The following is a 19,603-nucleotide window of genomic DNA, read 5'->3' on the forward strand; positions in this document are numbered from 1 at the left end:
GTCCGTTACGTCACGTGCGCTGGCTGGCTACTGACCGGCGTCGCGCTCTTGGAGCATGGCGGCCTTGCGCTGGCGCAACGCAAAGAAGGAACCGAACGTAAATACCTGGGTCACTACCACGAGCACAATAATCCCCGCGATCCTATTCCCACCCAGGATCATGGTCAGGCCTACGATAGCGGAGAGGAGTGCCAGCAGCGGCAGAAGCATGTAGCCCAGGACGAAAAGGGTCTCGGGTTTTTTCAACATTCCGGGTTTCCTAGCTGTCCGTCCGGCGCAACGCGGTGAACCGGTAGTTTGTGCCATTTGCGGCGGTCAGCCAGCCCTCGCTGGGCGCCGCACTTTCAAGGGACCAGTCCGCGCCGAGCTGAGGCGCGAAAGTATCGCCGTCAAAATCGCCGTCGATGACGGTGATCACCGCAACGTTGGCGATGCCCATGGACTGTTCGAAGATTTCAGCGCCGCCAATAATCCACACCTGCTCGCAACCAGGTGCGAATTGCGACTCGAGCAGCGCGGCGTCCAAAGATGACACCACGACGACGCCCTCCGCCTCATGCGCGGACGCCCACTCGGAGTTCCGGGTCACCACGATGTTGGTGCGTCCCGGAAGAGGCCGGTATTTTTCGGGGAACGACTCCCACGTTTTGCGGCCCATGATGACCGGGTGGCCGGACGTGAGCTGGCTGAAGTGTTTGAGGTCCTCGGGTACGTACCACGGCATGGTGCCGTTCTTGCCGATCACGCCCGCGGCTGTCTGGGCCCACACCATGCCGATCCCGTTCATGCGCGCAGAGATTTCCTGCGTGAAAGTGACGCCGGAAAGCGGAGAAGGAGAGTCAGAAGAGGAAGCGTTACTCATACGGCAATCGGCGCCTTGATAGTGGGGTGGTGGCGGTAGTCAACAACCTCGAAGTCGTCCAGTTTGTAATTGAAAATGGAGTCCGGCTTACGGAGGATCTTCAACTGCGGATAGTCGTAAGGCTCGCGGCTCAGCTGCTCCGTGACCTGGTCTACGTGGTTGTCATAGACATGGACATCGCCGCCGGTCCACACGAATTCACCGGGCTCCAAGTCCAACTGCTGGGCCACCATCAGGGTCAAGAGGGCGTAGGAGGCGATGTTGAACGGGACGCCGAGGAAAGTGTCGGCGGAGCGTTGGTACAACTGGCAGGAAAGCTTGCCATCGGCAACATAGAACTGGAAGAAGGCATGGCAGGGGGGTAAAGCCATGTCAGCGAGCTCGGAGACGTTCCATGCAGACACGATGTGTCGCCGTGAGTCCGGATTCGAGGCCAAGTTGGCCATGAGATCAGCGATCTGGTCGATGTGGCCCCCGTCAGGGGTGGGCCAACTGCGCCACTGCACCCCATAAACGGGTCCAAGTTCACCATCGGCGTCCGCCCATTCATCCCAAATGGACACACCCTGTTCCTGCATCCACCTCACGTTCGACTCGCCGCGAAGGAACCATAGCAGTTCCACCGCCACGGATTTGAAGTGAACCCGCTTGGTGGTGATCAGCGGGAAGCTCCGGGCGAGATCGAACCTCAGTTGACGTCCAAAGACGCTGCGGGTTCCGGTTCCGGTGCGGTCCGACTTGTGGGTGCCGTTGGCCATAACGTCGCGGAGGAGGTCTTCATAGGGAGTGGGGATGCTCACGGGTCCAGCTTACTAGTCAACAACCGGGGTCTACGCGCTGACCCGGGTCAACCGGAGCACTAGTCGTCGAACGGCCTGATCTGCTCCACGGAGACAATCTTCCGCTCGGCCCCGCGGGCCACTTGGCACACGATCACCTCTCCGGGCGACAGGAACGGGTCCGACGTCGGAAGCAAGGCCCGCAGCTCGGGCAACATGTGCCGGCCAAGTTGTTTGAGTGCCGTGGGCAGGGCCGGGCGATGGGTGCAAACAGCTATCGGAACTTGCTTGTCGAACAGTGCTTCAACGGCCGCAGCGGTCTTCTTCGGGGAACGCTGATGATGGTGCTCGGTGAGGGCCTCGGACAGCTTGACCTTGGCTCCGCTGGCTTTGGCGTAAGGGGCGATCGTTGCAACGCAACGGAGCCACGGGCTGGTTACCACACGTTGCGGCCACCAAGCCTCCAAAAGCCGACGCACAGCCGCTGCCTGGCGCTGCCCCGTGGCCGCCAACGGGCGGTCGCCCTCCGCTTTGGTCCATGAGGAACGAGGCTTCGCCTTGGCGTGGCGAATGAGCACCAGCGGCCATGTATCGAGTTCGCCTCGCACATAGGCCTTCTCCAAGTACTCAAGCGGCTCGATGTCGGAGGGATTGCTGAGGTACTTGGCAGCCCTGTCCGGTGTGCACCACATGACGCTGTCCACTTCTTTGCCATCTGGTCGAAGAGGGGCGCCGTTGACTTTGACCGCCCAGTAGTGGACTACTTTGAGGCCGGCGTTCACGTGATAGTGGATCGGTGGCAGCGGGATGCCCAAACCTGCTTGGAGGCCGATCTCCTCGCGGACCTCACGCACTGCGCACTCCGGGACTGTTTCGCCGGCGTCGAGCTTGCCTTTGGGCCACGAGAAATCGTCGTATCGCGGCCGGTGGATCAGAAGGACTTCCAAGTGGCCATTGACGATTCGCCAAGGAATCGCCCCGGCGGCTACTACCGCAATGGGCTCGCCGGGATGGTCCGTCTGATCCGCCACGGGCGTATCGCTGTTCAACTGGGTCCTTTACAGCCGGGCGGCGGCGCGCTGCCGGGATCGGGAAGCCAAGAGCCAAGATTGCATGTCCAGCAACGGCTTGCCGTCCGCGTCCAAATGGTGCCTGGTCCAATTGCCTTGGTTGTCCAGATGCCAGCTCGCCGTCCCGTCGTCCACGTAGCGGCGCATCAGGTCCATTACCGTGGCGGTATCTTCCTTGCTGGCCAGCTGCACCAGGGCTTCGACGCGGCGGTCGAGATTGCGGTGCATCATGTCCGCGGAACCGATGTACACCACCGGTTCGCCGCCGTTGGCGAAAGCGAAGACGCGGGAGTGCTCCAAGAAACGGCCAAGGATGGAACGCACAGTGATGTTCTCGCTGAGCCCCGGGACGCCAGGGCGCAGCGAGCAAATGCCGCGGACCACGACGTCGACGCGGACGCCGGCCTGCGATGCCCGGTACAGGGCGTCGATAATTGCCTCATCCACCATGGAGTTGACCTTGATCTGGACCCTGCCGGGGATGCCGGCACGGGCGTTGCGGATTTCGGTTTCGATCCGTTCGATCAGGCCGGCCCGCACAGATCGCGGGGCAACGAGCAATCGCTTGAACGTGGACTTCGGTGCATAGCCGGAGAGCTGGTTGAAGAGCTTGGACAGGTCCTCGCCCACTTGCTCGTTCGCTGTGAGCAATCCGAGGTCTTCGTAATACCGGGCAGTGCGGGGGTGGTAGTTGCCGGTGCCAATGTGGCAGTAGCGGCGGAGCCCGTCCACTTCCTGGCGCACCACCAAGGAGAGTTTGCAGTGTGTCTTGAGGCCCACGATGCCATAGACGACGTGGACGCCGGCCTGCTCGAGCTTCCGTGCCCAGGAGATGTTGGCTTGCTCGTCGAAACGTGCCTTGATCTCCACCAGGGCGAGCACTTGTTTTCCGGCCTCGGCGGCGTCAATCAAGGCATCGACGATGGGGGAGTCCCCGGACGTCCGGTACAGCGTCTGCTTGATGGCCTGGACTTTGGGATCTGCTGCCGCTTGCTCCAGGAACGCCTGCACGGAGGTGGAGAACGAATCGTAGGGGTGGTGCAGCAGGATGTCGCGGCGTCGCATGGCGGCGAAGACGTTGGCCGCCTTGGACGTCTCTGACTCGTTCAGGTACCGCGAGGTGTGCGGCACGTGTTTGGGGTAGTGCAGATCCGCGCGGTCGATCGCGGCGATGGCGGACAAGCCGCGAAGGTCCAAGGGTGCCGGAACGGAGTAGACCTCAGACTCTTCGACCCCCAGCTCGCGGACCAGCAAGGCTTTGATGTTGGGATTGATATCCGTGGTGACTTCCAAGCGCACGGGAGGGCCGAAACGCCGGCGCAGGAGTTCCTTCTCCAGCGCCTGCAGGAGGTTTTCGGCGTCGTCCTCTTCGACTTCCAAGTCCTCGTTGCGGGTGACGCGGAACGTGTGGTGCTCCAAAACCTCCATGCCGGGGAAGAGCTTGTCCAAGTGGACGGCGATGACTTCCTCCAGGGCGATGAAACGGGCAACGCGGCCAGGAATCGCACCGGCTCGCGGCCCATCCACCGAAATGAGGCGGGGAAGTTGGTCCGGGACCTTTACGCGGGCGAAGAGTTCCTTGTCGCTGATGGGATTGCTGACAATCACGGCGAGATTCAGGGACAAGCCGGAAATGTAGGGGAACGGATGCGCAGGGTCCACGGCCAGGGGGGTCAGGATGGGGAAGACCTTCTCCTGGAACATGATGCTGATGCGCTGGCGTGCGTCCTCATCGAGTTCGTTCCAGTGCATGATGTGGATGTGCTCATACGCCAGGGCCGGACGGATCTGCTCGGCGAAAACGCGTGCATGGCGTTCGGTGAGTCTGTGCGCTTCCTCCCCGATCTTTTCCAGAACCTCGATGGGGCTCAACCCTGCGGGAGAGGGGACTGCCAAGCCGGTGGCGATGCGTCGTTTCAGGCCGGCCACCCGCACCATGAAAAACTCGTCCAAGTTGGAGGCAAAGATCGACAGGAAGCTGACGCGCTCCAGCAGGAACAGATCCGGGTCCTCCGCCAATTCGAGGACGCGTGAGTTGAAAGCGAGCCAACTCAGCTCCCGGTCCAGGAAACGATCCGGTGAGATGTCGCCTTCCGGTTCGGGGCTGGGCGCGAATTCAGGGATGTCGATACGGTCCTGGGTGGCCCGGGAGGCTGGCACTTCCGAGGATCCGAAGCGTGCGGGTAGCGTAGCTCCCGTCGATATCGATCCTGCGGCGCCTACGGTGTCCGGCTGCATGGGTCTCTCCTAAGCTCAGGACTGGGTTTCCCTCCCACATTACAAGCAATTGTCCTGCGGGAATCCATGACGCCGGCTGCTTTAAAGTCCAACAGTCGGCCCACGCTAACTTTGGGCTAAGGGTCCGTACATGACGTCGGTGTCCCAACGTACAAAGCCAAGTTTCTGGTAGAGCGCCACGGCTGCGTGATTATCGGCATCAACGTACAGCATCACTGCGTGAAGACCTTGGGCTTGCAGGTACTTGATGCCTGCCACAGTCAGGGCTTTCCCCAAGCCCAAACCCTGCGCATCGGGCGTGACGCCGACGACGTAGACCTCGCCCATGGCAGGGTGCGGACCAAGCTGGGCGTGGACTTTGGTCCAGTGGAATCCCAGTAATTCATCCTCGGCATTTACGGCCAACAAGAAGCCTTCAGGATCGAACCAGCTCTCTGCCTCGCGGGCCATCAGGTCCGCCATGGTCATCGATCCTTGTTCAGGGTGGTGCGCGAAGGCCGCACGGTTGGCAGCCAGCCATGCTTGCTCATCGCGGCCCGGCACGAACGCGCGCAGCGTGATCCCTTCCGGAAGGCCGGCGTCGGGCAGGTCCGCGGCAGAAGACATCAGCCGCATCTTCCACAATTCACGCAACGGGGCATACCCGAAGCGTTCGGCAAGTTCGGCGGCGGCTTCGTGGTTGCCATGGGACCAGGCGTTCAGCCCGTCAAGGCCGCGGTTGTCCTGCAGGGCGGACAGCAGCCTGCCCGCCACACCCAGATTGCGGTAGCTCGGGTGGACAGCCAGTTCCAGCACGCCGCTGCTTCCCGCTTGAACCACGACGGCGATCCCAGCCAGGTCTTCTCCGGTCATCGGATCGGAATCTTCGTCCGGGGCGTACAGGGCGAACGATGCGACTGTGCTGTCGCCGTCGTCGACGCCGCGCAGCATCACCAGGGTCTGCTCGGAAAAGGGCGGGTTCCCGTCGTCTTCTTCGGCTGCGGCCGCCAGCGCCCGCACATCCGCCAGGAGCTCAGCGTCCAAAGCGCCGTTGGTCATCAGGACGGGCCAGTTTTCCGGGTGCACTTGACTCATGAAGCAAGGCTATACGCACGGGGCAAGCACGCGATTTGGAGCTCCCGGTCAAACCGCGATAGTGTCGTAATCTCGTTCGGCTGTGAGGCTGGATGCCGGGGGGATCCACCAGTGGGGTGGCCTCGATACGTTCGACCCGTATGTCCTCCACAAGCAGGCGAGGGGCCCGAATCTGACCAGTTCAGATTCGGGCCCCTCTTCTTATTTGCCTGCAGGTGCTGGCCCTGTTTTCAGGTGCTGGCGTCGGCGCGTTACGCCTCAGAGAGTTGATCGTCCGGGAGCCGAACGAGGGTGAGCCGGTAACCGACGTTGCGGACCGTGCTGATGAGGTTCTCGTGGTCCACGCCCAGCTTTGCCCGGAGCCGACGGATATGCACATCCACGGTGCGGGTACCGCCGTAGTAGTCGTAGCCCCAGACTTCGGTGAGCAGTTGTTGGCGTGTGAATACCCGGCCGGGATGCTGGGCCAGGTATTTCAGGAGTTCGAACTCCTTGAAGGTCAGGTTCAGGGGTTGCCCGCTCACCCGTGCGGTGTAGCTCGCTTCGTCAATGACGACGCCGGCGGCCCGGATCTCCGTCTGCGTTTCCTCTTCGCCCGGTACAGCGCGCGCCATGGCCAATCGGATCCTGGCTTCCACCTCGGCCGGACCGGCGGAGTCCAGCACGATGTCATCAACTGCCCAGGCTGAGGACACGGCAGCCATGCCGCCTTCGGTAAGTATCAGCATCAGGGGAGCGCTGAGGCCGGTCGCCTTCAAGAGCTGCGTCAGGGAGCGTGCCCCCACGAGGTCTTTCCTGGCATCCAGAAAAACAATGTCCGTGGGGTCGGTTTCAAGGAGCGCTGTCGGCTCTGCCGGGAGGATGTGCACGCGGTGGTTCAGGAGCTCCAAGGCAGGCAGGATGTCCACCGATGAGCCGGTGCTGTTCGTCAGGAGCAGGATGTGCGACATAGTTCCTCCAATGGGCGGTCCGCGCATCATCGGGCGTCGAAACCGGAGTTTCACCGGCCTGTCACGGTGCACAGTTTTCCTCTTCCCGTTGTAACGGGAACCAAGGCCAAGCCTGTGCGCTGTTGAAGTCTGAGTATACCCGCAGGGGTGCTGTGTCACAGGGATTCGTGACGGGTTGATGCCGGAATTACGACATATTGGGCTGGCTTAAGGCAGGATTGTCGAGAGGTCGTAAGGCGCATCGGATTGAGGTCGGGCACACAGTGAAGTCTTGGAGCATCGGGGTATTTGGGCTCGTGGCGCTCGCAGCCATCGTGGCCAGCACCTTCGTTTCCCGGGAAGCCATGGTGGGCGTCGGCGTTGCGGCCTCTGCCGCGGTTGGCATCGGCTGGCCCCATTTCCTGGGCGTCCCGGCCAAGAAAACACTGGCAGCGGTCATTGGCCTTGCCGGTGCAGGGTCCGCCGTAACCGCCGCTTATATGCCGCCGCCCGGATTCCTGGATGGCACCCCGGCCTTCATTGCCTTGGGTGTCATGGCAGTTTTCACTATTCAATTGATTCGGGGCACAGGCCAAGCCCAGCGGCTCGAATCGACGCTTGGCTGCTGCGCAGGCGTCTTGTTGAACTGCCTGGGCGCGGGGTGGATCGCCGGAGCACGCTTCAACGGGGTGCAGGAGATGGCGCTGGTGGCCGGCTTCAGCGCCGCCGTCGCACTGCTTGTGGGCATCATCCGTTGGCCGGACCGGATCGTCGCCCCCTTGGGCGTGGTGATGGCCGGACTCATGGCTCCCTTGGCCGGTTTGGTTTTCTCGGACATCGCTGTGCTGCCGGCGGCCCTGGTGGGCGTGGTGGTGGCAGCGGTCCTGGTGTGCTTCCGGCGGATGACCACCCTCAGGCGTGGACGGCTTAACATCCAGGCAGCAGTGGGGATGGGAATCGCGCCTGTGTGGGCAGTGGGCGCCATCGCCTACTTCATTGACAAACTACTCATCTACTAACGGTTAGGATGGCATCATGTCTGTACTCGCATTTGAAATCTTCTTCCTCGTCCTCCTTGGCCTGGCCAGTGTGTCCATGGCTTGGTTCGCGGGTTATGTCGTTTACCGCCTTTTCCTGGGCCAGAAGTAAGCAGTCCGTCCCTCAGGTCAAGGGAGGTAGTTGTTTATGCCTATAGAGATTCCAACAGATCTAACACCTGAACTTGTCCCGCTTTCCTGGCTCATTGGTGAGTGGGAGGGCCGCGGCCGTTTGGGTAGTGGTGACGAGGACTCGGAGCATTTCGTCCAGCACGTCTCTTTCACCCATAACGGCCTCCCGTATTTGCAGTACCGGGCGGAGACATGGCTGAGTGACGACGCCGGCGCGAAGCTGCGTCCGTTGACCGTTGAAACAGGCTTCTGGGCTTTGGAGCGGAAACTCGAAGAGGGCGACGGCGGTCCCGGGCTTGTTCCCGCCGACATCGTCCCGGTGCTTAAGACGGCCGATGAGGTCGAAGAGCGCCGGAATGCCGACGGTGGCTTTGATATATCCGTCTCGATCGCCCATCCGGGGGGCATCACTGAGCTGTACTACGGCCAGATCAAGGGGCCGCAGATCCAGCTCAGCACCGACATGGTGATGCGCGGAAGTCACTCCAAGGAGTACACAGCAGCTACCCGCATTTTCGGTTTGGTGGATGGCAACCTGCTCTGGCGTTGGGATGTTGCCGCCAGTGGCAAAGCGCTGGAAGCACATGCCTCGGCTTTCCTCCACAGGGTGCCCTGAAGGTTCCCTGACGAGAGGTCTCACTGTACGTTCCGCACAGCCAACCAGCAGAAGGAGCAGATAGTGACAACCCACCTCAAGCCGGGAGGCTATGAGGGCCTCAAGGCCGTCTTTTTCAATGGCACCCTTAAGCCCTCACCCCAGGTCAGCAACACCGATGGCTTGATCAAGATCAGCCGCGGGATCATGGAGAAACAAGGAGTTTCCACCCGTCTCATCCGGACGGTTGACCACGATATTGCCAGCGGCGTCTACCCCGATATGCGCGAGCACGGATGGCAGAGTGATGCGTGGCCTGAGCTTTATCCAGCCGTGCAGGAAGCCGATATCGTCGTCGTCGCCGGCCCTATCTGGCTGGGGGATAACTCTTCGCAGACCAAGAAGCTGATCGAGCGTCTCTACGCCCATTCCGGGGAGCTGACAGCAAACGGCCAGTGGGCTTTCTACCCCAAGGTCGGAGGATGCCTGATCACAGGCAATGAGGACGGCATCAAACACTGCTCCATGAATGTCCTCTACAGCCTTCAGCACATCGGCTTCACCATCCCACCCCAAGCCGACGCCGGCTGGATCGGTCCGGTGGGCCCGGGCCCCAGCTATCTTGACGAGGGAAGCGGTGGCCCCGAAAGCGACTTCACCAACCGAAACACCACGTTCATGACGTGGAACCTGCTCCACATGGCCAAGCTACTCCGTGATGCCGGAGGTATCCCGGCCTACGGCAATTTGCCCGAAGAATGGAAAACGGGCACCCGATTTGATTTCGAAAACCCGGAATACCGCTGATCCCGGAATACCGCCGAGCTGGAAGTTCTTCTACTACATATGACTTACAAGAGCCCTCTGTTGTCGCGCCCCGGCGCCGTCGAGGACACCGGCCTGGACGCCGGCGTCGCAGCCCACTACGGCGAACCCCTTCGCGAGCAACGCGCCCTGGCCGCAGGTGCCGCCGTCGTCGATCTCTCCCATAGGGGAGTAGTCACGGTAGCCGGGCCGGATCGGCTCAGCTGGCTCAATACTCTTTCCTCGCAACAGCTCACCAACCTCGCGCCCGGCGTCTCCAGCGAGTTGTTGCTGCTGAGCGTTCAGGGCCGGATCGACTTTGATGCCCGCGTTATCGACGACGGCGGCACCACCTGGCTGATCGTCGAGGCCGCAGAAGCTGCTCCCTTGGCCGAGTGGCTGAACAAGATGAAGTTCATGCTCCGGGTGGAGATCGAGGACGTTACCGAGCAGTGGGCAGTGGTGGGTGCCACCAAACCCGTGGAGCAGTTGTCCGCCCGCCTCCTGTGGGAAGACCCGTGGCCGCACGTCGGCCCGGGAGGGTACGCGTACAGCATCGTGCCCGAGGATTCCCATCCCGGCCTCGAACGGCCGTGGTTCGAGTACTTGGTTCCGATGGCCGGGCTTGAAGACGCGGTGGACGGCTTGCCATTGGCCGGCGCCATGGCTGCAGATGCATTGCGTGTTGCCGCATGGCGCCCTCGCCTCGGTGCGGAGACGGACGAGAAAACAATTCCCCACGAATTGGACCTCCTCAGGACCTCCGTGCACCTGAACAAGGGATGCTACAAAGGCCAGGAGACCATCGCCCGCGTCCACAACCTGGGACACCCTCCGCGCCGGCTGGTGTTCCTGCAACTGGATGGCTCGCAGCACACCCTGCCTGCCGTGGGCAGCGTTGTCTTTGCCGGAGATCGCAAGGTGGGTACCCTGACATCGGTGGCGCAACATTTCGAGATGGGACCGGTGGCTTTGGCAGTGATAAAGCGATCCGTTTCGGCTGAGGAAAACCTCACGGTGATGGACGGCGAAGAGCCCTACGTCGCAGCCCAGGAAGTGATCGTCGCCCCCGATGCCGGCCAAGTGGTCGGGCGCCAGACCGGATTCTTGAAGGGACCCCACCGATGAGCCAGGCAACGTACCCCTCCGGCGATGCAACGAACGCTGACGATGAAACGTTGGCCCTCGCGCACGCGTTGTTCGACGCCGCAAGGGAGGGCAACACTGGATTGCTGCGCGGTTACCTGGGCGCCGGTGCTCCTGCCAACTTGACCAACGCCTCCGGCGATTCACTGTTGATGCTCGCGGCCTATCACGGACACGAAGAAGCCGTTCAGCTGATTCTTCACCACGGCGCCGATGCCAACGCTGCCAACGACCGTGGCCAGACTCCGCTGGCGGGCGCGGTCTTCAAGGGCTACACCGGCGTCGCCCGCGTACTGCTGGATGCCGGAGCCGACCCCGACGCCGGCACCCCCACCGCGCGGGAGGCCGCGGCAATGTTTGCACGCTCGGACATTCTCGCGCTTCTGGGCTGAGGTAACTCCCGGCTGGGGGATCAGGACTGAGGGAACAGGGACTTCGCTGCGAGAACAGGGGCCGCGAAAGCGTCGCCTTGCGCTCGACTATTCCACGTGGAATAGTTGTAGTGGAATATACGCACGAAGGGGGGAGGGGTTATGCCCAAAGCCGCTGAACTGACTCCTCTGGGAGTTGCCTCATTGGCGCTCCTGGCGGAAGAACCCATGCACCCCTATGAGATGTACCAAGTCCTCATGGCGCGGCACGAGGACCGGCTGGTCAAGGTCCGGCCCGGGACGCTGTACCACGCAGTTGGTCGGCTCGAGGAGCATGGACTCGTTGAAGCCACGGGCACGGAGCGGGAGGGCAACCGGCCCGAGCGCACAACGTACCGGATCACGGACGATGGACACCGTGCCCTCGATGCCCGGCTCCAAGTAATGCTGTCCACGCCGCTGAACGAATATCCTGTCTTTCCGCACGCCATCGCCGAAGCGCACCACCTTCCCTCGGAAGTGGTCGTTGACCTGATGGAACAACGCCTCGTGGCGCTCGCCGCGGACTTGGACTTCCTGGTCAATGCCGAAGCCACCGTGACGGCCAAGGGCGTCGACCGCAAGTATTGGATCGATATCACCTACCAACAGGCCATGCGCCGAACCGAAATTGCGTGGATCCGCGATTTCCTTCAGGAGCTGGGGACCGGGCAACTGCCCTGGGATGAACCCCAAACCGCTCCGCCAGCACTCTCACACCACCCAAAGGAATCCCTTGGAAAACGTAGCTAAACCGTGGCCCGCACTGTGGTCACTCGTCGTTGGCTTCTTCATGATCCTGATCGACACCACTATTGTGTCGGTCGCCAACCCCCGGATCATGGCGGGCCTCAACACGGACATCAATGCCGTCATCTGGGTGACCAGCGCCTACCTTCTGTCTTATGCAGTTCCACTGCTCATCACCGGCCGGCTCGGTGACAGGTTCGGCCCCAAGAACCTGTACCTCATCGGTTTGGTGGTCTTCACCTTGGCGTCCCTATGGTGCGGCCTCTCCGGCGACATCACCATGCTGATCGCAGCCCGTGCCGTGCAAGGCCTGGGTGCTGCCATGATGACCCCTCAAACGATGGCGGTCATCACGCGCATCTTCCCGCCGGATCGCCGTGGCGCAGCCATGGGACTCTGGGGCGCAACCGCCGGCATGGCCGTCTTGGTTGGACCGATCCTCGGCGGCGTCCTGGTGGACAGCTTGGGATGGGAATGGATCTTCTTCGTTAACGTTCCTATCGGGATCGTAGCGTTCGTCCTGGTCACCCGGTTTGTGCCGAAGCTGACTACCCACAGCCACACCTTCGACGTCCTCGGTGTGGTGCTGTCCGCCGTCGGCATGTTCCTCCTGGTCTTCGGCATCCAAGAGGGCCAGACATATAAGTGGGGAACCGTTACCGGCGTGATCTCGGTCTGGGGCCTGATTATCAGCGGGCTGGTGGTGCTGGTTCTCTTTGTCGCGTGGCAGTGGATGCTTGAGCGCCGCGGCGGTGAACCGTTGTTGCCGCTGGGCCTGTTCAAAGAACGCAATTTCTCGTTGGGCAACGCCACCATCATGGCAGTGGGCTTTTCGGTAACGGCATTCCCGCTACCCACCATCTTCTACTACCAAGTGGTTCGAGGCCTCACACCAACACAGTCGGCACTGCTGATGATCCCCATGGCCGTCATATCCGGTGCCCTTGCCCCGGTGGTGGGCAGATTGATCGACAAAACCAACCCACGCTGGTTTGCAACCTTCGGACTCGTTTGCCTCGCCGGTGCACTCTTCTGGACGGCAAACCTGCTGGGTCCGGACACGCCCATCTGGATGTTCCTCCTGCCGAGCGCTGTGCAGGGCGTAGCCAACGCTTGCATCTGGGGCCCCGTTTCGAATGCAACTACCCGTAACCTGGAGCCGCGGCAGGCGGGCGCCGGTTCCGGTGTCTTCAACACCACGCGGCAGATCGGCGCCGTCCTGGGTTCAGCGGCTATCGCTGCACTGATCCAAGCCCGCTTGGCTGCGGAGTTGCCTGCAGCCCCCGCCGGAGCGCCGGTGGGAGAAGCTTCCATGTCCGGAACCTTGCCGCAGGCACTTCACGCGGGATTCTCGACGGCGATGAGCCAGGCGATCGTGCTGCCAGCCTGTGCGATTCTGCTGGGTGCGGTCGTTGCCGCGTTCTACGGCAAACCCAAGTCGGTCAGCGGCTGGGGCAACAAGCCAGCCGCTGCCGGAACTCCGGCAGTTCAGGAAGCCTCCTCCCAGGACGCCGCCCGCAAGTAGGCATGCCCACAGCCGGGACTGGCTGTTGATTGATCAGCCAAGCAGGACGCTCGCGTGAAGCCCGCCCGTGGCAAAGCCAAGGCTGCGGGCCATCGCGAGCGCTCCTGTGTTGCTGACATCAGCCTTCCACTGGAGCGTCAACCCTGCGGCTAGTGCTTCATGCGCAGCGATCGACGCCGCGAGGTTACCGAGGCCGCGGCGGCGCCACGGAGGTGCCACCAAGACCCCCATGTTCCCCAGGATGCCTTCCCATTCCGAGTAGGCCCCGCAAGCCACCGGAGTAGCCTGCTCTTCATCCGAGTGCATGATGGTGAAGCGGTGTTCGAGTCCTTGGAGGCCTACTTCGTTGACATCATCCGGAGGGCAAAGGCCCTCCAACCCCGTCGCCTCGGGATTTCCCCGGGAGACAGTGAGTTCCGCGGCCGGTTGCCGAAGTGGCAGGTCGTCTGCGAAGAACAAGGCTGAGGACCCCAGCCCGTGCCCACCATGTGACCGGGTCAAGGTCAAGAGCGTCACATGCTGGGCAAGTTCGGTATCGGGCACGTCGGCCGCGGCATCCAGTGCCCATTGCGGTCCTACCAGTGCCGAAGCACCGAACAATCGCAGAAAGACCAGGGCGCGTGCCGAGTCGTCTATCCGCGTGATGCGTCCTGAAGGATCGCTCGGGTCGGAGTTCCGTCCCGTGAGTCCGCCGGCGAAAGCGTCGTCGTCGAGCCCTAAATGGCGAGCCCACGCCAACTGGATAATGGCAGCGGACGTGGACTCCAGGGTCATGAATTCAGCCTATCGGACATAAATTCAGCCTATCCGACATGCATCCCGACTATCCGAACAGGACGGACGCTTCGTCGTAGCGGTGTTGGGGGACTGTTTTGAGTTTGCCGAGGGCTTCTTCGAAGCCGACGTGGGAGATGTCGGTGCCTTTGAGGGCGACCATGGTTCCCCAGCGGCCGTCGACGACGGAGTCGGTGGCGGCCATGCCGAGTCGGGTGGCGAGGACGCGGTCGAAGGCGGTGGGGACGCCGCCGCGTTGGATGTGGCCGAGGATGGTGGCGCGGGTTTCGATGCCTGTGCGGGCTTCGATTTCGGGGGCTAGTTGGTCGGCGATGCCGCCGAGGCGGGGGCGGCCGAAGGTGTCCAGGCCGCGTTCGGAGTGGGGGGATTCCATGTGGTCCGGGACGAAGCCTTCGGCGACGACGACCAGGGGTGCGCGGCCGCGGTCGTGGGCTTCTTGGACCCATTCGGTGATTTGGTCGATGCTGACTTTTTGTTCGGGGATCAGGATGGCGTGGGCGCCGGAGGCCATGCCTGAGTGGAGGGCGATCCAGCCGACGTGTCGGCCCATGACTTCGGCGATCATGCAGCGGTGGTGTGATTCGCCGGTGGTGCGGAGCCGGTCGATGGCTTCGGTGGCGATTTGGACGGCGGTGTCGAAGCCGAAGGTGTAGTCGGTGGCGTCGAGGTCGTTGTCCACGGTTTTGGGGACGCCGACGATTTTGAGGCCGGCGTCGGTGAGTCGTTTGGCGGCGGCGAGGGTGCCTTCGCCGCCGATGGCGATGATCGCGTCGATGCCGAGGCGGTCCATGTGGGCTTTGATGGTTTCTGGTCCGCCGCCGTTTTCGAAGGGGTTGGTGCGTGAGGTGCCCAGGATGGTGCCGCCTTGTTTGGCGATTCCGCGGACCATGGTGCGGGGGATGTCGATGATGTCGCCTTCGACCACGCCGCGCCAGCCGTCACGGAAACCGACGAATTCCTGTCCGTGGATGGCGATGCCTTTGAGGACTGCTCCGCGGATGACTGCGTTGAGGCCGGGGCAGTCGCCGCCGCTGGTCAGAATGCCAATTTTCATGTTTGCTCACTCATGGCTTGGAGGAATACGTGCAGAGCGCCACGCTGAGCTCCCCATGATTGTAGACGGGCATGTGGGGTGCGACACAAATGATGACTTGTTAACACTGCTGTGCTGTCACTGAAACTTTCATGAAACGAGGGAGGTGCTCCACCTGCGGGTGGAGCACCTCCCTTTCCAGCCCGCGTCTGGCCGGCAATGGTTGGCCCAGTGGTTGGCCGGCAGCAGTTAGCGCAAGCGCTGGCTGACGAACGATTCGAGGACGATTTTGTTTCGCTGGTCCGGCAGAATGAGCCAGCCCAGGACGTAGACCGCGATCGCCGGCCCTGGCAGCAGGCAGAAGAGCAGGAAAGCAACCCTCACGTAAGCGACATCCACGTTGAGCTTGGCGGCGATTCCTCCGCAGACACCGGCCAGCCAGCGCTTGGGTCCACGTTTCAGGCCAAAGCCCCTGACGATGCTGAAGAACTTGTCCATAGTTACAGCCTTCCCTGTTGTGGTTGCTTTGTCACCTGTTGTTAGTGGCTTTGCGCGAGCTTCTCCGTGCCGAAAGGAGCCCTCCGAGCACCAATGCGATGCCTGCGCCGATCATCAGGCCGATCAGGACGTACGTTCCGTTCAGGACCACCCAGCCAAGTGCTGTCAGGAAGATCAGGGCGGCGAGAACCACCACGATCAAGCCCCAGACAACGGTGCCGATCCTCGGTTCGCGGGCCTCGTCGCCGTCCTCGGGATGTTCTGGAGGGGTGAACTCCGGGTTGTTGGTGCTCATTTCATTTGCCTTCCTTGATGGTCACGTTGCTGAACGTGCCGTCCACCGCCACAACGAGTGCGGGGCCTGACTTGTCGGTGTTGTACGCGGTTCGGTCATTGTGGAGCTGGCCGCCACGATCACCGCCGTTTTCGCTGAGGTTGCCGAACGTCATGTCCGCTGTTACCTGAACCGGAACATTGGCGGGAATGATCACGGTGACGTCGCTTGCCGTGGCGTTCACAGGAACGGCTACTTCGGAGGGTAATTGTGAGCCCGGAACCAGCCCGCTCAGGTCCACCACACCCTGGGCTCCAGTGATATCGACTCCCATGCGGGCCTCGTCCACGCTCGACGGCGTCCAATGGACATCATGGAAGGTGAACCGGTCCACTCCGCGCGGTGCCATGGTAAATGCGCTGCCCGCAACCAAGGCCACCACAGCAAGTAGGCCCAACAAACCGGAGCTCCGTCCGCGAAGCCCCGCCGCGACGATGCCCAGTCCCAACACCGCCGCCCCGGCAGCCCAGGCCACAGCATTGACCGAGGCGCCCAGTTGCAGGAGGTGTCCGGCGTCGAGCGCCTCCAAAGTACCGCCGACCACAAGGGCGGCGCCGGCCGATATGGCGACTATGCCCGAACCCGGGCCCCTCCGCTTGCCGCGTCCGGGCTTTGGCGGAGTACCCACCGGGGGAACACCCACTGGGGGAACGGCACCGTAGGCCGCGGCGCCGGCCGGGTCCGTGGGCTGACCGTAACCCGTCCCGGCCATCGGCGCAGCAGCGTTCCAAGCGTTGCCCTGCTGGGCTGCATTGCGTTGACCTTGGAACCTGTTGCCTTGAACGAACCTGTTGCGCTGAACAGACCTGTTGCGTTGAACAAGGAAGTAGATCAGGTATGCGATCGCGCCCATCCACAGAAGCGTCCAGAACAGACCGGCCAGGCCGTTCCCGCCCCATCCCCAAAAGCCGCGGCCCAGGCTGGGCAAACCAATGATCGATGTGACCAGGGCTCCTGTCATACCTGTTGTCCAGTGCCCGTTCCCGGCTTCCTGGACGTGGATTCGGCCATCGGGCTCGGGCAGGAGCGCCCACGCCAAGCCGTAGAGGAGAACCCCGACACCGGCGAAGAGCGCCAGGACGATGAAGATGCCCCGCACGATCATGGGATCGATGCCGAGTCGATGTGCAATTCCACTCGAGACGCCGCCCACCCAGCGATCCGGTCCGCGTCGGATCCCTTGGCCGCGAATCCAGTCGAAGAAGTTCTGTTGTGAGGCGGTTCCGGGCGCGTCCTTGGGCGCCCCGTTCGCGGGTACTTCCGTGCTTCCGGGCGTCCCTGCGCCCTCTGGATCGGTGCTGTTCGCGTTCATAACTCCATCCTGCCGTTCGGCACGCGCGCGCCTCTATGAGGGGATACCCTGAACGATCCCTGAAAGGCCCCCCGGTCAACCCCGAACAGCCAACCGGGGCACCCTGATCCGTGCTTGGATTGGTTCATGAGAACCGTTGTCCAACGCCCACCGATGGTCCGCAGCAGTGACCGGATCATCGCTGGCGTGTGCGGCGGTCTCGCCGACCATTTGGGCTGGCCCCTCAAATATGTTCGCCTCGGGATGGTCTTGGCGGTGTTCGCAGGCGGCGCCGGCATCGTCTTTTACGCCTGGCTGTGGGCTGTGGTTCCCACAGCGGATGAAAACGCGACACGCAGCGCCCGCCGGCCGGCGTCGCCCATTGCCCCGGCAGTCAGCCAGGCGCCGAACCCTGCAAACCCTGGGAGCGGTAGCCAGCCAGGCGGGCCAGGCCTCTTTCATGCAGGGTCCGACGACGGTCCCACCACGGGCGGCAGCAGCCGTGCGTCGTTGTTCACGTTGCGCCGGATCCAGTACGGCAAGGAAATCCTGCTGGGTTTCGCGCTGCTGATGGTTGCCGCCATCTTGATGGCACGCCAGTTCGGCGTGGACGTCCCCCTGGGAACGTTGATCCCGGTGGCGGCCATCCTTTGCGGTGCCGCCATCGCCTGGATGCAGTTGGATGAAACCCGCCGGGCGGGCCTGGTGGACAAAACCAAGGCGGATCAGGCCGGCGGCTGGGTTCGCCTCGCGGCAGGCTTGGCCTTGGTAGTGGCTGGCGTCCTGGTGATGGTGTCCGGGTCCGGATCATGGGAGCAGACCTGGCTGGCACTGCTCGCCTCGGTTGCCGTGCTTGGCGGCGTCGCTTTGGTTTTGCTGCCGTGGGGACTGAAGTTTTGGCGGGACTTGGAAACCGAGCGCGCCGGCCGTGTTCGCGAGACTGAGCGTGCCGAGATCGCTGCGCACCTGCATGATTCCGTTCTGCAGACCTTGGCCCTGATCCAACGCCGCGCCGGTTCCGAGCAGGACGTAGTGCGGCTGGCAAGGGCGCAGGAACGCGAACTGCGGGCGTGGCTCTTCAGCGACGCGGCCAGGGAATCCGGCCTCCTGGCAGATCGGCTCAAGGCGGTCGCAGCGGAGGTGGAGGACTCCCACGGCCAGGCGGTTGACGTTGTCGCTGTAGGCGATACCGGAATGACGGAAAGGCATGAGGCCTTGGTCCAAGCAGCCCGGGAGGCCATGCTCAACGCCGCCCGGCACGGTGGTGGCACGGTGTCGGTGTACGTGGAAAGTGCAGCGGGAAACACAGAGGTATTCATCAAGGACAGGGGTCCCGGCTTTGACCTTGCCGCGGTGCCTGATGATCGGCTTGGCATCAAGGAATCGATCATCGGCCGCATGAAACGCCATGGCGGCTCTGCGGTCATCAACAGTAGCTCCGAGGGCACGGAAGTCAGGCTCTCCCTGCCTCCGCTGGGCACCGGTCCCGGAGAAATGCGCAATGACGACGGCGGAATGGAGAAGCGCGATGACGCACAACCCTGACAGTGGCGCGGACCGGCGCGTCCGTGTGGTGATCGTGGATGACCATGCGATCTTCCGATCCGGACTGAAGGCCGACTTGGATGCGCGCATGGACGTCGTGGGCGAGGCAGGGACGGTGGAACAGGCCCTCGCTGTGATCGCCGAAGCACGTCCGGAGGTGGTCCTTCTTGACGTTCACCTTCCCGGTGGCCTGGGTGGCGGAGGGCGGGAAGTCATTGCCGGTTCGGCCGCGCTTCTGGGCAGTACCAGCTTCCTAGCGCTGAGCGTCTCCGATGCCGCCGAGGACGTGGTGTCCGTGATTCGGGCCGGCGCCCGTGGCTATGTCACCAAGACCATATCCGGGCCCGAAATTTCCGACGCCGTGATCCGGGTTGCGGACGGGGACGCCGTGTTCTCGCCCCGCCTTGCGGGTTTCGTCCTGGATGCGTTCGGGACCGCGCCGGCAGACATCGCCGACGACGAGCTGGATAAGTTGTCAGCCCGGGAACTGGAAGTCATGCGCCTGATCGCCCGTGGATACAGCTATAAGGAAGTCGCGAAGGAACTTTTCATCTCCATCAAGACCGTGGAGACCCACGTGTCGGCGGTTCTCCGGAAGCTCCAGCTATCGAACCGGCATGAGCTCACAAAGTGGGCAGCCGAGCGACGCCTGCTCTGACGTTAGTTGCCCAGACGCCCCAGACGCCGCTTCCTGACCCCTCCTCCCAATAAATCAGCCCCTGGGCAACCGTAAGAGGTTGCCCAGGGGCTGATCCA

21 protein-coding genes are annotated in these 19,603 nt (G+C 62.7%); 9 read left to right on the top strand and 12 right to left on the bottom strand.

The window, feature by feature from the left end:
* Positions 1-27: 27 nt before the first annotated feature.
* The 7 genes from SB659_RS00195 to SB659_RS00225 form a co-directional block, all read right to left on the bottom strand.
* Entirely contained in the window at positions 28-249 is a 222-nt protein-coding gene (locus SB659_RS00195; RefSeq protein WP_284976332.1) for an NF038396 family protein, read from the bottom strand.
* A 10-nt stretch (positions 250-259) separates the two neighbouring features.
* A complete protein-coding gene (locus tag SB659_RS00200) occupies positions 260-862 on the bottom strand; it encodes a dihydrofolate reductase (RefSeq protein WP_284980289.1) in 603 nt (200 codons plus the stop codon).
* On the bottom strand, positions 859-1,662 hold the full coding sequence (locus tag SB659_RS00205; RefSeq protein ID WP_284980290.1) for a thymidylate synthase: 804 nt from the start codon (positions 1,660-1,662) through the stop codon (positions 859-861). Before SB659_RS00205 ends, SB659_RS00200 begins: the two co-directional genes overlap by 4 nt.
* Positions 1,663-1,721: 59 nt before the next feature.
* Positions 1,722-2,690 carry an NUDIX hydrolase gene (locus tag SB659_RS00210; protein WP_410549159.1) on the bottom strand — a complete coding sequence of 323 codons (969 nt, stop codon included), beginning with the start codon at positions 2,688-2,690 and terminating at the stop codon, positions 1,722-1,724.
* A 9-nt stretch (positions 2,691-2,699) separates the two neighbouring features.
* The gene (locus tag SB659_RS00215) at positions 2,700-4,949 is read right to left on the bottom strand and encodes an RNA degradosome polyphosphate kinase (RefSeq protein ID WP_410549160.1); all 2,250 of its coding nucleotides are present in this window, start codon (positions 4,947-4,949) and stop codon (positions 2,700-2,702) included.
* Between the two features lie 105 nt (positions 4,950-5,054).
* Entirely contained in the window at positions 5,055-6,023 is a 969-nt protein-coding gene (gene mshD, locus SB659_RS00220; RefSeq protein WP_410549161.1) for a mycothiol synthase, read from the bottom strand.
* Positions 6,024-6,274: 251 nt separating this feature from the next.
* Positions 6,275-6,973 carry a winged-helix domain-containing protein gene (locus tag SB659_RS00225; RefSeq protein ID WP_159706924.1) on the bottom strand — a complete coding sequence of 233 codons (699 nt, stop codon included), beginning with the start codon at positions 6,971-6,973 and terminating at the stop codon, positions 6,275-6,277.
* Positions 6,974-7,236: 263 nt separating this feature from the next.
* Between SB659_RS00225 and SB659_RS00230 the strand changes: the two genes are divergently transcribed.
* The 7 genes from SB659_RS00230 (at position 7,237) to SB659_RS00260 (ending at position 13,351) form a co-directional block, all read left to right on the top strand.
* Complete coding sequence (locus tag SB659_RS00230) at positions 7,237-7,971, top strand: permease (RefSeq protein ID WP_410549162.1); 735 nt, start codon at positions 7,237-7,239, stop codon at positions 7,969-7,971.
* A gap of 166 nt (positions 7,972-8,137) precedes the next feature.
* The gene (locus SB659_RS00235) at positions 8,138-8,737 is read left to right on the top strand and encodes an FABP family protein (protein ID WP_284976339.1); all 600 of its coding nucleotides are present in this window, start codon (positions 8,138-8,140) and stop codon (positions 8,735-8,737) included.
* A 63-nt stretch (positions 8,738-8,800) separates the two neighbouring features.
* Positions 8,801-9,523, top strand: a complete 723-nt coding sequence (locus SB659_RS00240) for a flavodoxin family protein (RefSeq protein ID WP_284980293.1) — start codon at positions 8,801-8,803, stop codon at positions 9,521-9,523.
* 39 nt (positions 9,524-9,562) lie between these two features.
* Complete coding sequence (locus SB659_RS00245) at positions 9,563-10,648, top strand: YgfZ/GcvT domain-containing protein (protein ID WP_284980294.1); 1,086 nt, start codon at positions 9,563-9,565, stop codon at positions 10,646-10,648.
* Entirely contained in the window at positions 10,645-11,058 is a 414-nt protein-coding gene (locus tag SB659_RS00250; RefSeq protein WP_410549163.1) for an ankyrin repeat domain-containing protein, read from the top strand. Before SB659_RS00245 ends, SB659_RS00250 begins: the two co-directional genes overlap by 4 nt.
* 141 nt (positions 11,059-11,199) lie before the next feature.
* Positions 11,200-11,829 carry a PadR family transcriptional regulator gene (locus SB659_RS00255; RefSeq protein WP_284980296.1) on the top strand — a complete coding sequence of 210 codons (630 nt, stop codon included), beginning with the start codon at positions 11,200-11,202 and terminating at the stop codon, positions 11,827-11,829.
* Entirely contained in the window at positions 11,813-13,351 is a 1,539-nt protein-coding gene (locus SB659_RS00260; protein ID WP_410549164.1) for a DHA2 family efflux MFS transporter permease subunit, read from the top strand. The genes SB659_RS00255 and SB659_RS00260 overlap by 17 nt, the downstream gene beginning before the upstream one ends.
* A gap of 33 nt (positions 13,352-13,384) precedes the next feature.
* Here SB659_RS00260 and SB659_RS00265 read toward each other — a convergent pair whose 3' ends face one another.
* The 5 genes from SB659_RS00265 to SB659_RS00285 form a co-directional block, all read right to left on the bottom strand.
* A complete protein-coding gene (locus tag SB659_RS00265) occupies positions 13,385-14,125 on the bottom strand; it encodes a GNAT family N-acetyltransferase (protein ID WP_410549165.1) in 741 nt (246 codons plus the stop codon).
* A 49-nt stretch (positions 14,126-14,174) separates the two neighbouring features.
* A complete protein-coding gene (locus tag SB659_RS00270; protein WP_410549166.1) occupies positions 14,175-15,200 on the bottom strand; it encodes a 6-phosphofructokinase in 1,026 nt (341 codons plus the stop codon).
* Positions 15,201-15,428: 228 nt separating this feature from the next.
* Entirely contained in the window at positions 15,429-15,677 is a 249-nt protein-coding gene (locus SB659_RS00275; RefSeq protein WP_284979039.1) for a PspC domain-containing protein, read from the bottom strand.
* A gap of 31 nt (positions 15,678-15,708) precedes the next feature.
* Complete coding sequence (locus SB659_RS00280; RefSeq protein ID WP_284976348.1) at positions 15,709-15,972, bottom strand: hypothetical protein; 264 nt, start codon at positions 15,970-15,972, stop codon at positions 15,709-15,711.
* Between the two features lies 1 nt (position 15,973).
* Positions 15,974-17,323, bottom strand: coding sequence for a PspC domain-containing protein (locus SB659_RS00285; protein ID WP_410549167.1), 1,350 nt, complete (start codon positions 17,321-17,323; stop codon positions 15,974-15,976).
* Positions 17,324-17,449: 126 nt separating this feature from the next.
* On the opposite strand from SB659_RS00285, the gene SB659_RS00290 reads away from it, so the two are divergent.
* Positions 17,450-18,847: a PspC domain-containing protein gene (locus SB659_RS00290; protein ID WP_410549168.1), complete on the top strand. Its 1,398-nt coding sequence runs from the start codon at positions 17,450-17,452 to the stop codon at positions 18,845-18,847.
* Positions 18,831-19,505, top strand: a complete 675-nt coding sequence (locus SB659_RS00295) for a LuxR C-terminal-related transcriptional regulator (protein WP_284979036.1) — start codon at positions 18,831-18,833, stop codon at positions 19,503-19,505. Before SB659_RS00290 ends, SB659_RS00295 begins: the two co-directional genes overlap by 17 nt.
* The last annotated feature ends 98 nt before the right edge of the window (positions 19,506-19,603 follow it).

The organism is Arthrobacter sp. SIMBA_036 (assembly GCF_046535135.1).
Lineage (GTDB): Bacteria > Actinomycetota > Actinomycetes > Actinomycetales > Micrococcaceae > Arthrobacter.

Bases quoted from the DNA above. Each gene is read 5' to 3' on its own strand.
- SB659_RS00285 (WP_410549167.1), bottom strand. From the start codon at position 17,323: ATGAACGCGAACAGCACCGATCCAGAGGGCGCAGGGACGCCCGGAAGC.
- SB659_RS00195 (WP_284976332.1), bottom strand. From the start codon at position 249: ATGTTGAAAAAACCCGAGACCCTTTTCGTCCTGGGCTACATGCTTCTG.
- SB659_RS00295 (WP_284979036.1), top strand. From the start codon at position 18,831: ATGACGCACAACCCTGACAGTGGCGCGGACCGGCGCGTCCGTGTGGTG.
- SB659_RS00275 (WP_284979039.1), bottom strand. From the start codon at position 15,677: ATGGACAAGTTCTTCAGCATCGTCAGGGGCTTTGGCCTGAAACGTGGA.
- SB659_RS00280 (WP_284976348.1), bottom strand. From the start codon at position 15,972: ATGAGCACCAACAACCCGGAGTTCACCCCTCCAGAACATCCCGAGGAC.
- mshD (WP_410549161.1), bottom strand. From the start codon at position 6,023: ATGAGTCAAGTGCACCCGGAAAACTGGCCCGTCCTGATGACCAACGGC.
- SB659_RS00250 (WP_410549163.1), top strand. From the start codon at position 10,645: ATGAGCCAGGCAACGTACCCCTCCGGCGATGCAACGAACGCTGACGAT.
- SB659_RS00290 (WP_410549168.1), top strand. From the start codon at position 17,450: ATGAGAACCGTTGTCCAACGCCCACCGATGGTCCGCAGCAGTGACCGG.
- SB659_RS00245 (WP_284980294.1), top strand. From the start codon at position 9,563: ATGACTTACAAGAGCCCTCTGTTGTCGCGCCCCGGCGCCGTCGAGGAC.
- SB659_RS00215 (WP_410549160.1), bottom strand. From the start codon at position 4,949: ATGCAGCCGGACACCGTAGGCGCCGCAGGATCGATATCGACGGGAGCT.
- SB659_RS00265 (WP_410549165.1), bottom strand. From the start codon at position 14,125: ATGACCCTGGAGTCCACGTCCGCTGCCATTATCCAGTTGGCGTGGGCT.
- SB659_RS00200 (WP_284980289.1), bottom strand. From the start codon at position 862: ATGAGTAACGCTTCCTCTTCTGACTCTCCTTCTCCGCTTTCCGGCGTC.
- SB659_RS00225 (WP_159706924.1), bottom strand. From the start codon at position 6,973: ATGTCGCACATCCTGCTCCTGACGAACAGCACCGGCTCATCGGTGGAC.
- SB659_RS00270 (WP_410549166.1), bottom strand. From the start codon at position 15,200: ATGAAAATTGGCATTCTGACCAGCGGCGGCGACTGCCCCGGCCTCAAC.
- SB659_RS00255 (WP_284980296.1), top strand. From the start codon at position 11,200: ATGCCCAAAGCCGCTGAACTGACTCCTCTGGGAGTTGCCTCATTGGCG.
- SB659_RS00235 (WP_284976339.1), top strand. From the start codon at position 8,138: ATGCCTATAGAGATTCCAACAGATCTAACACCTGAACTTGTCCCGCTT.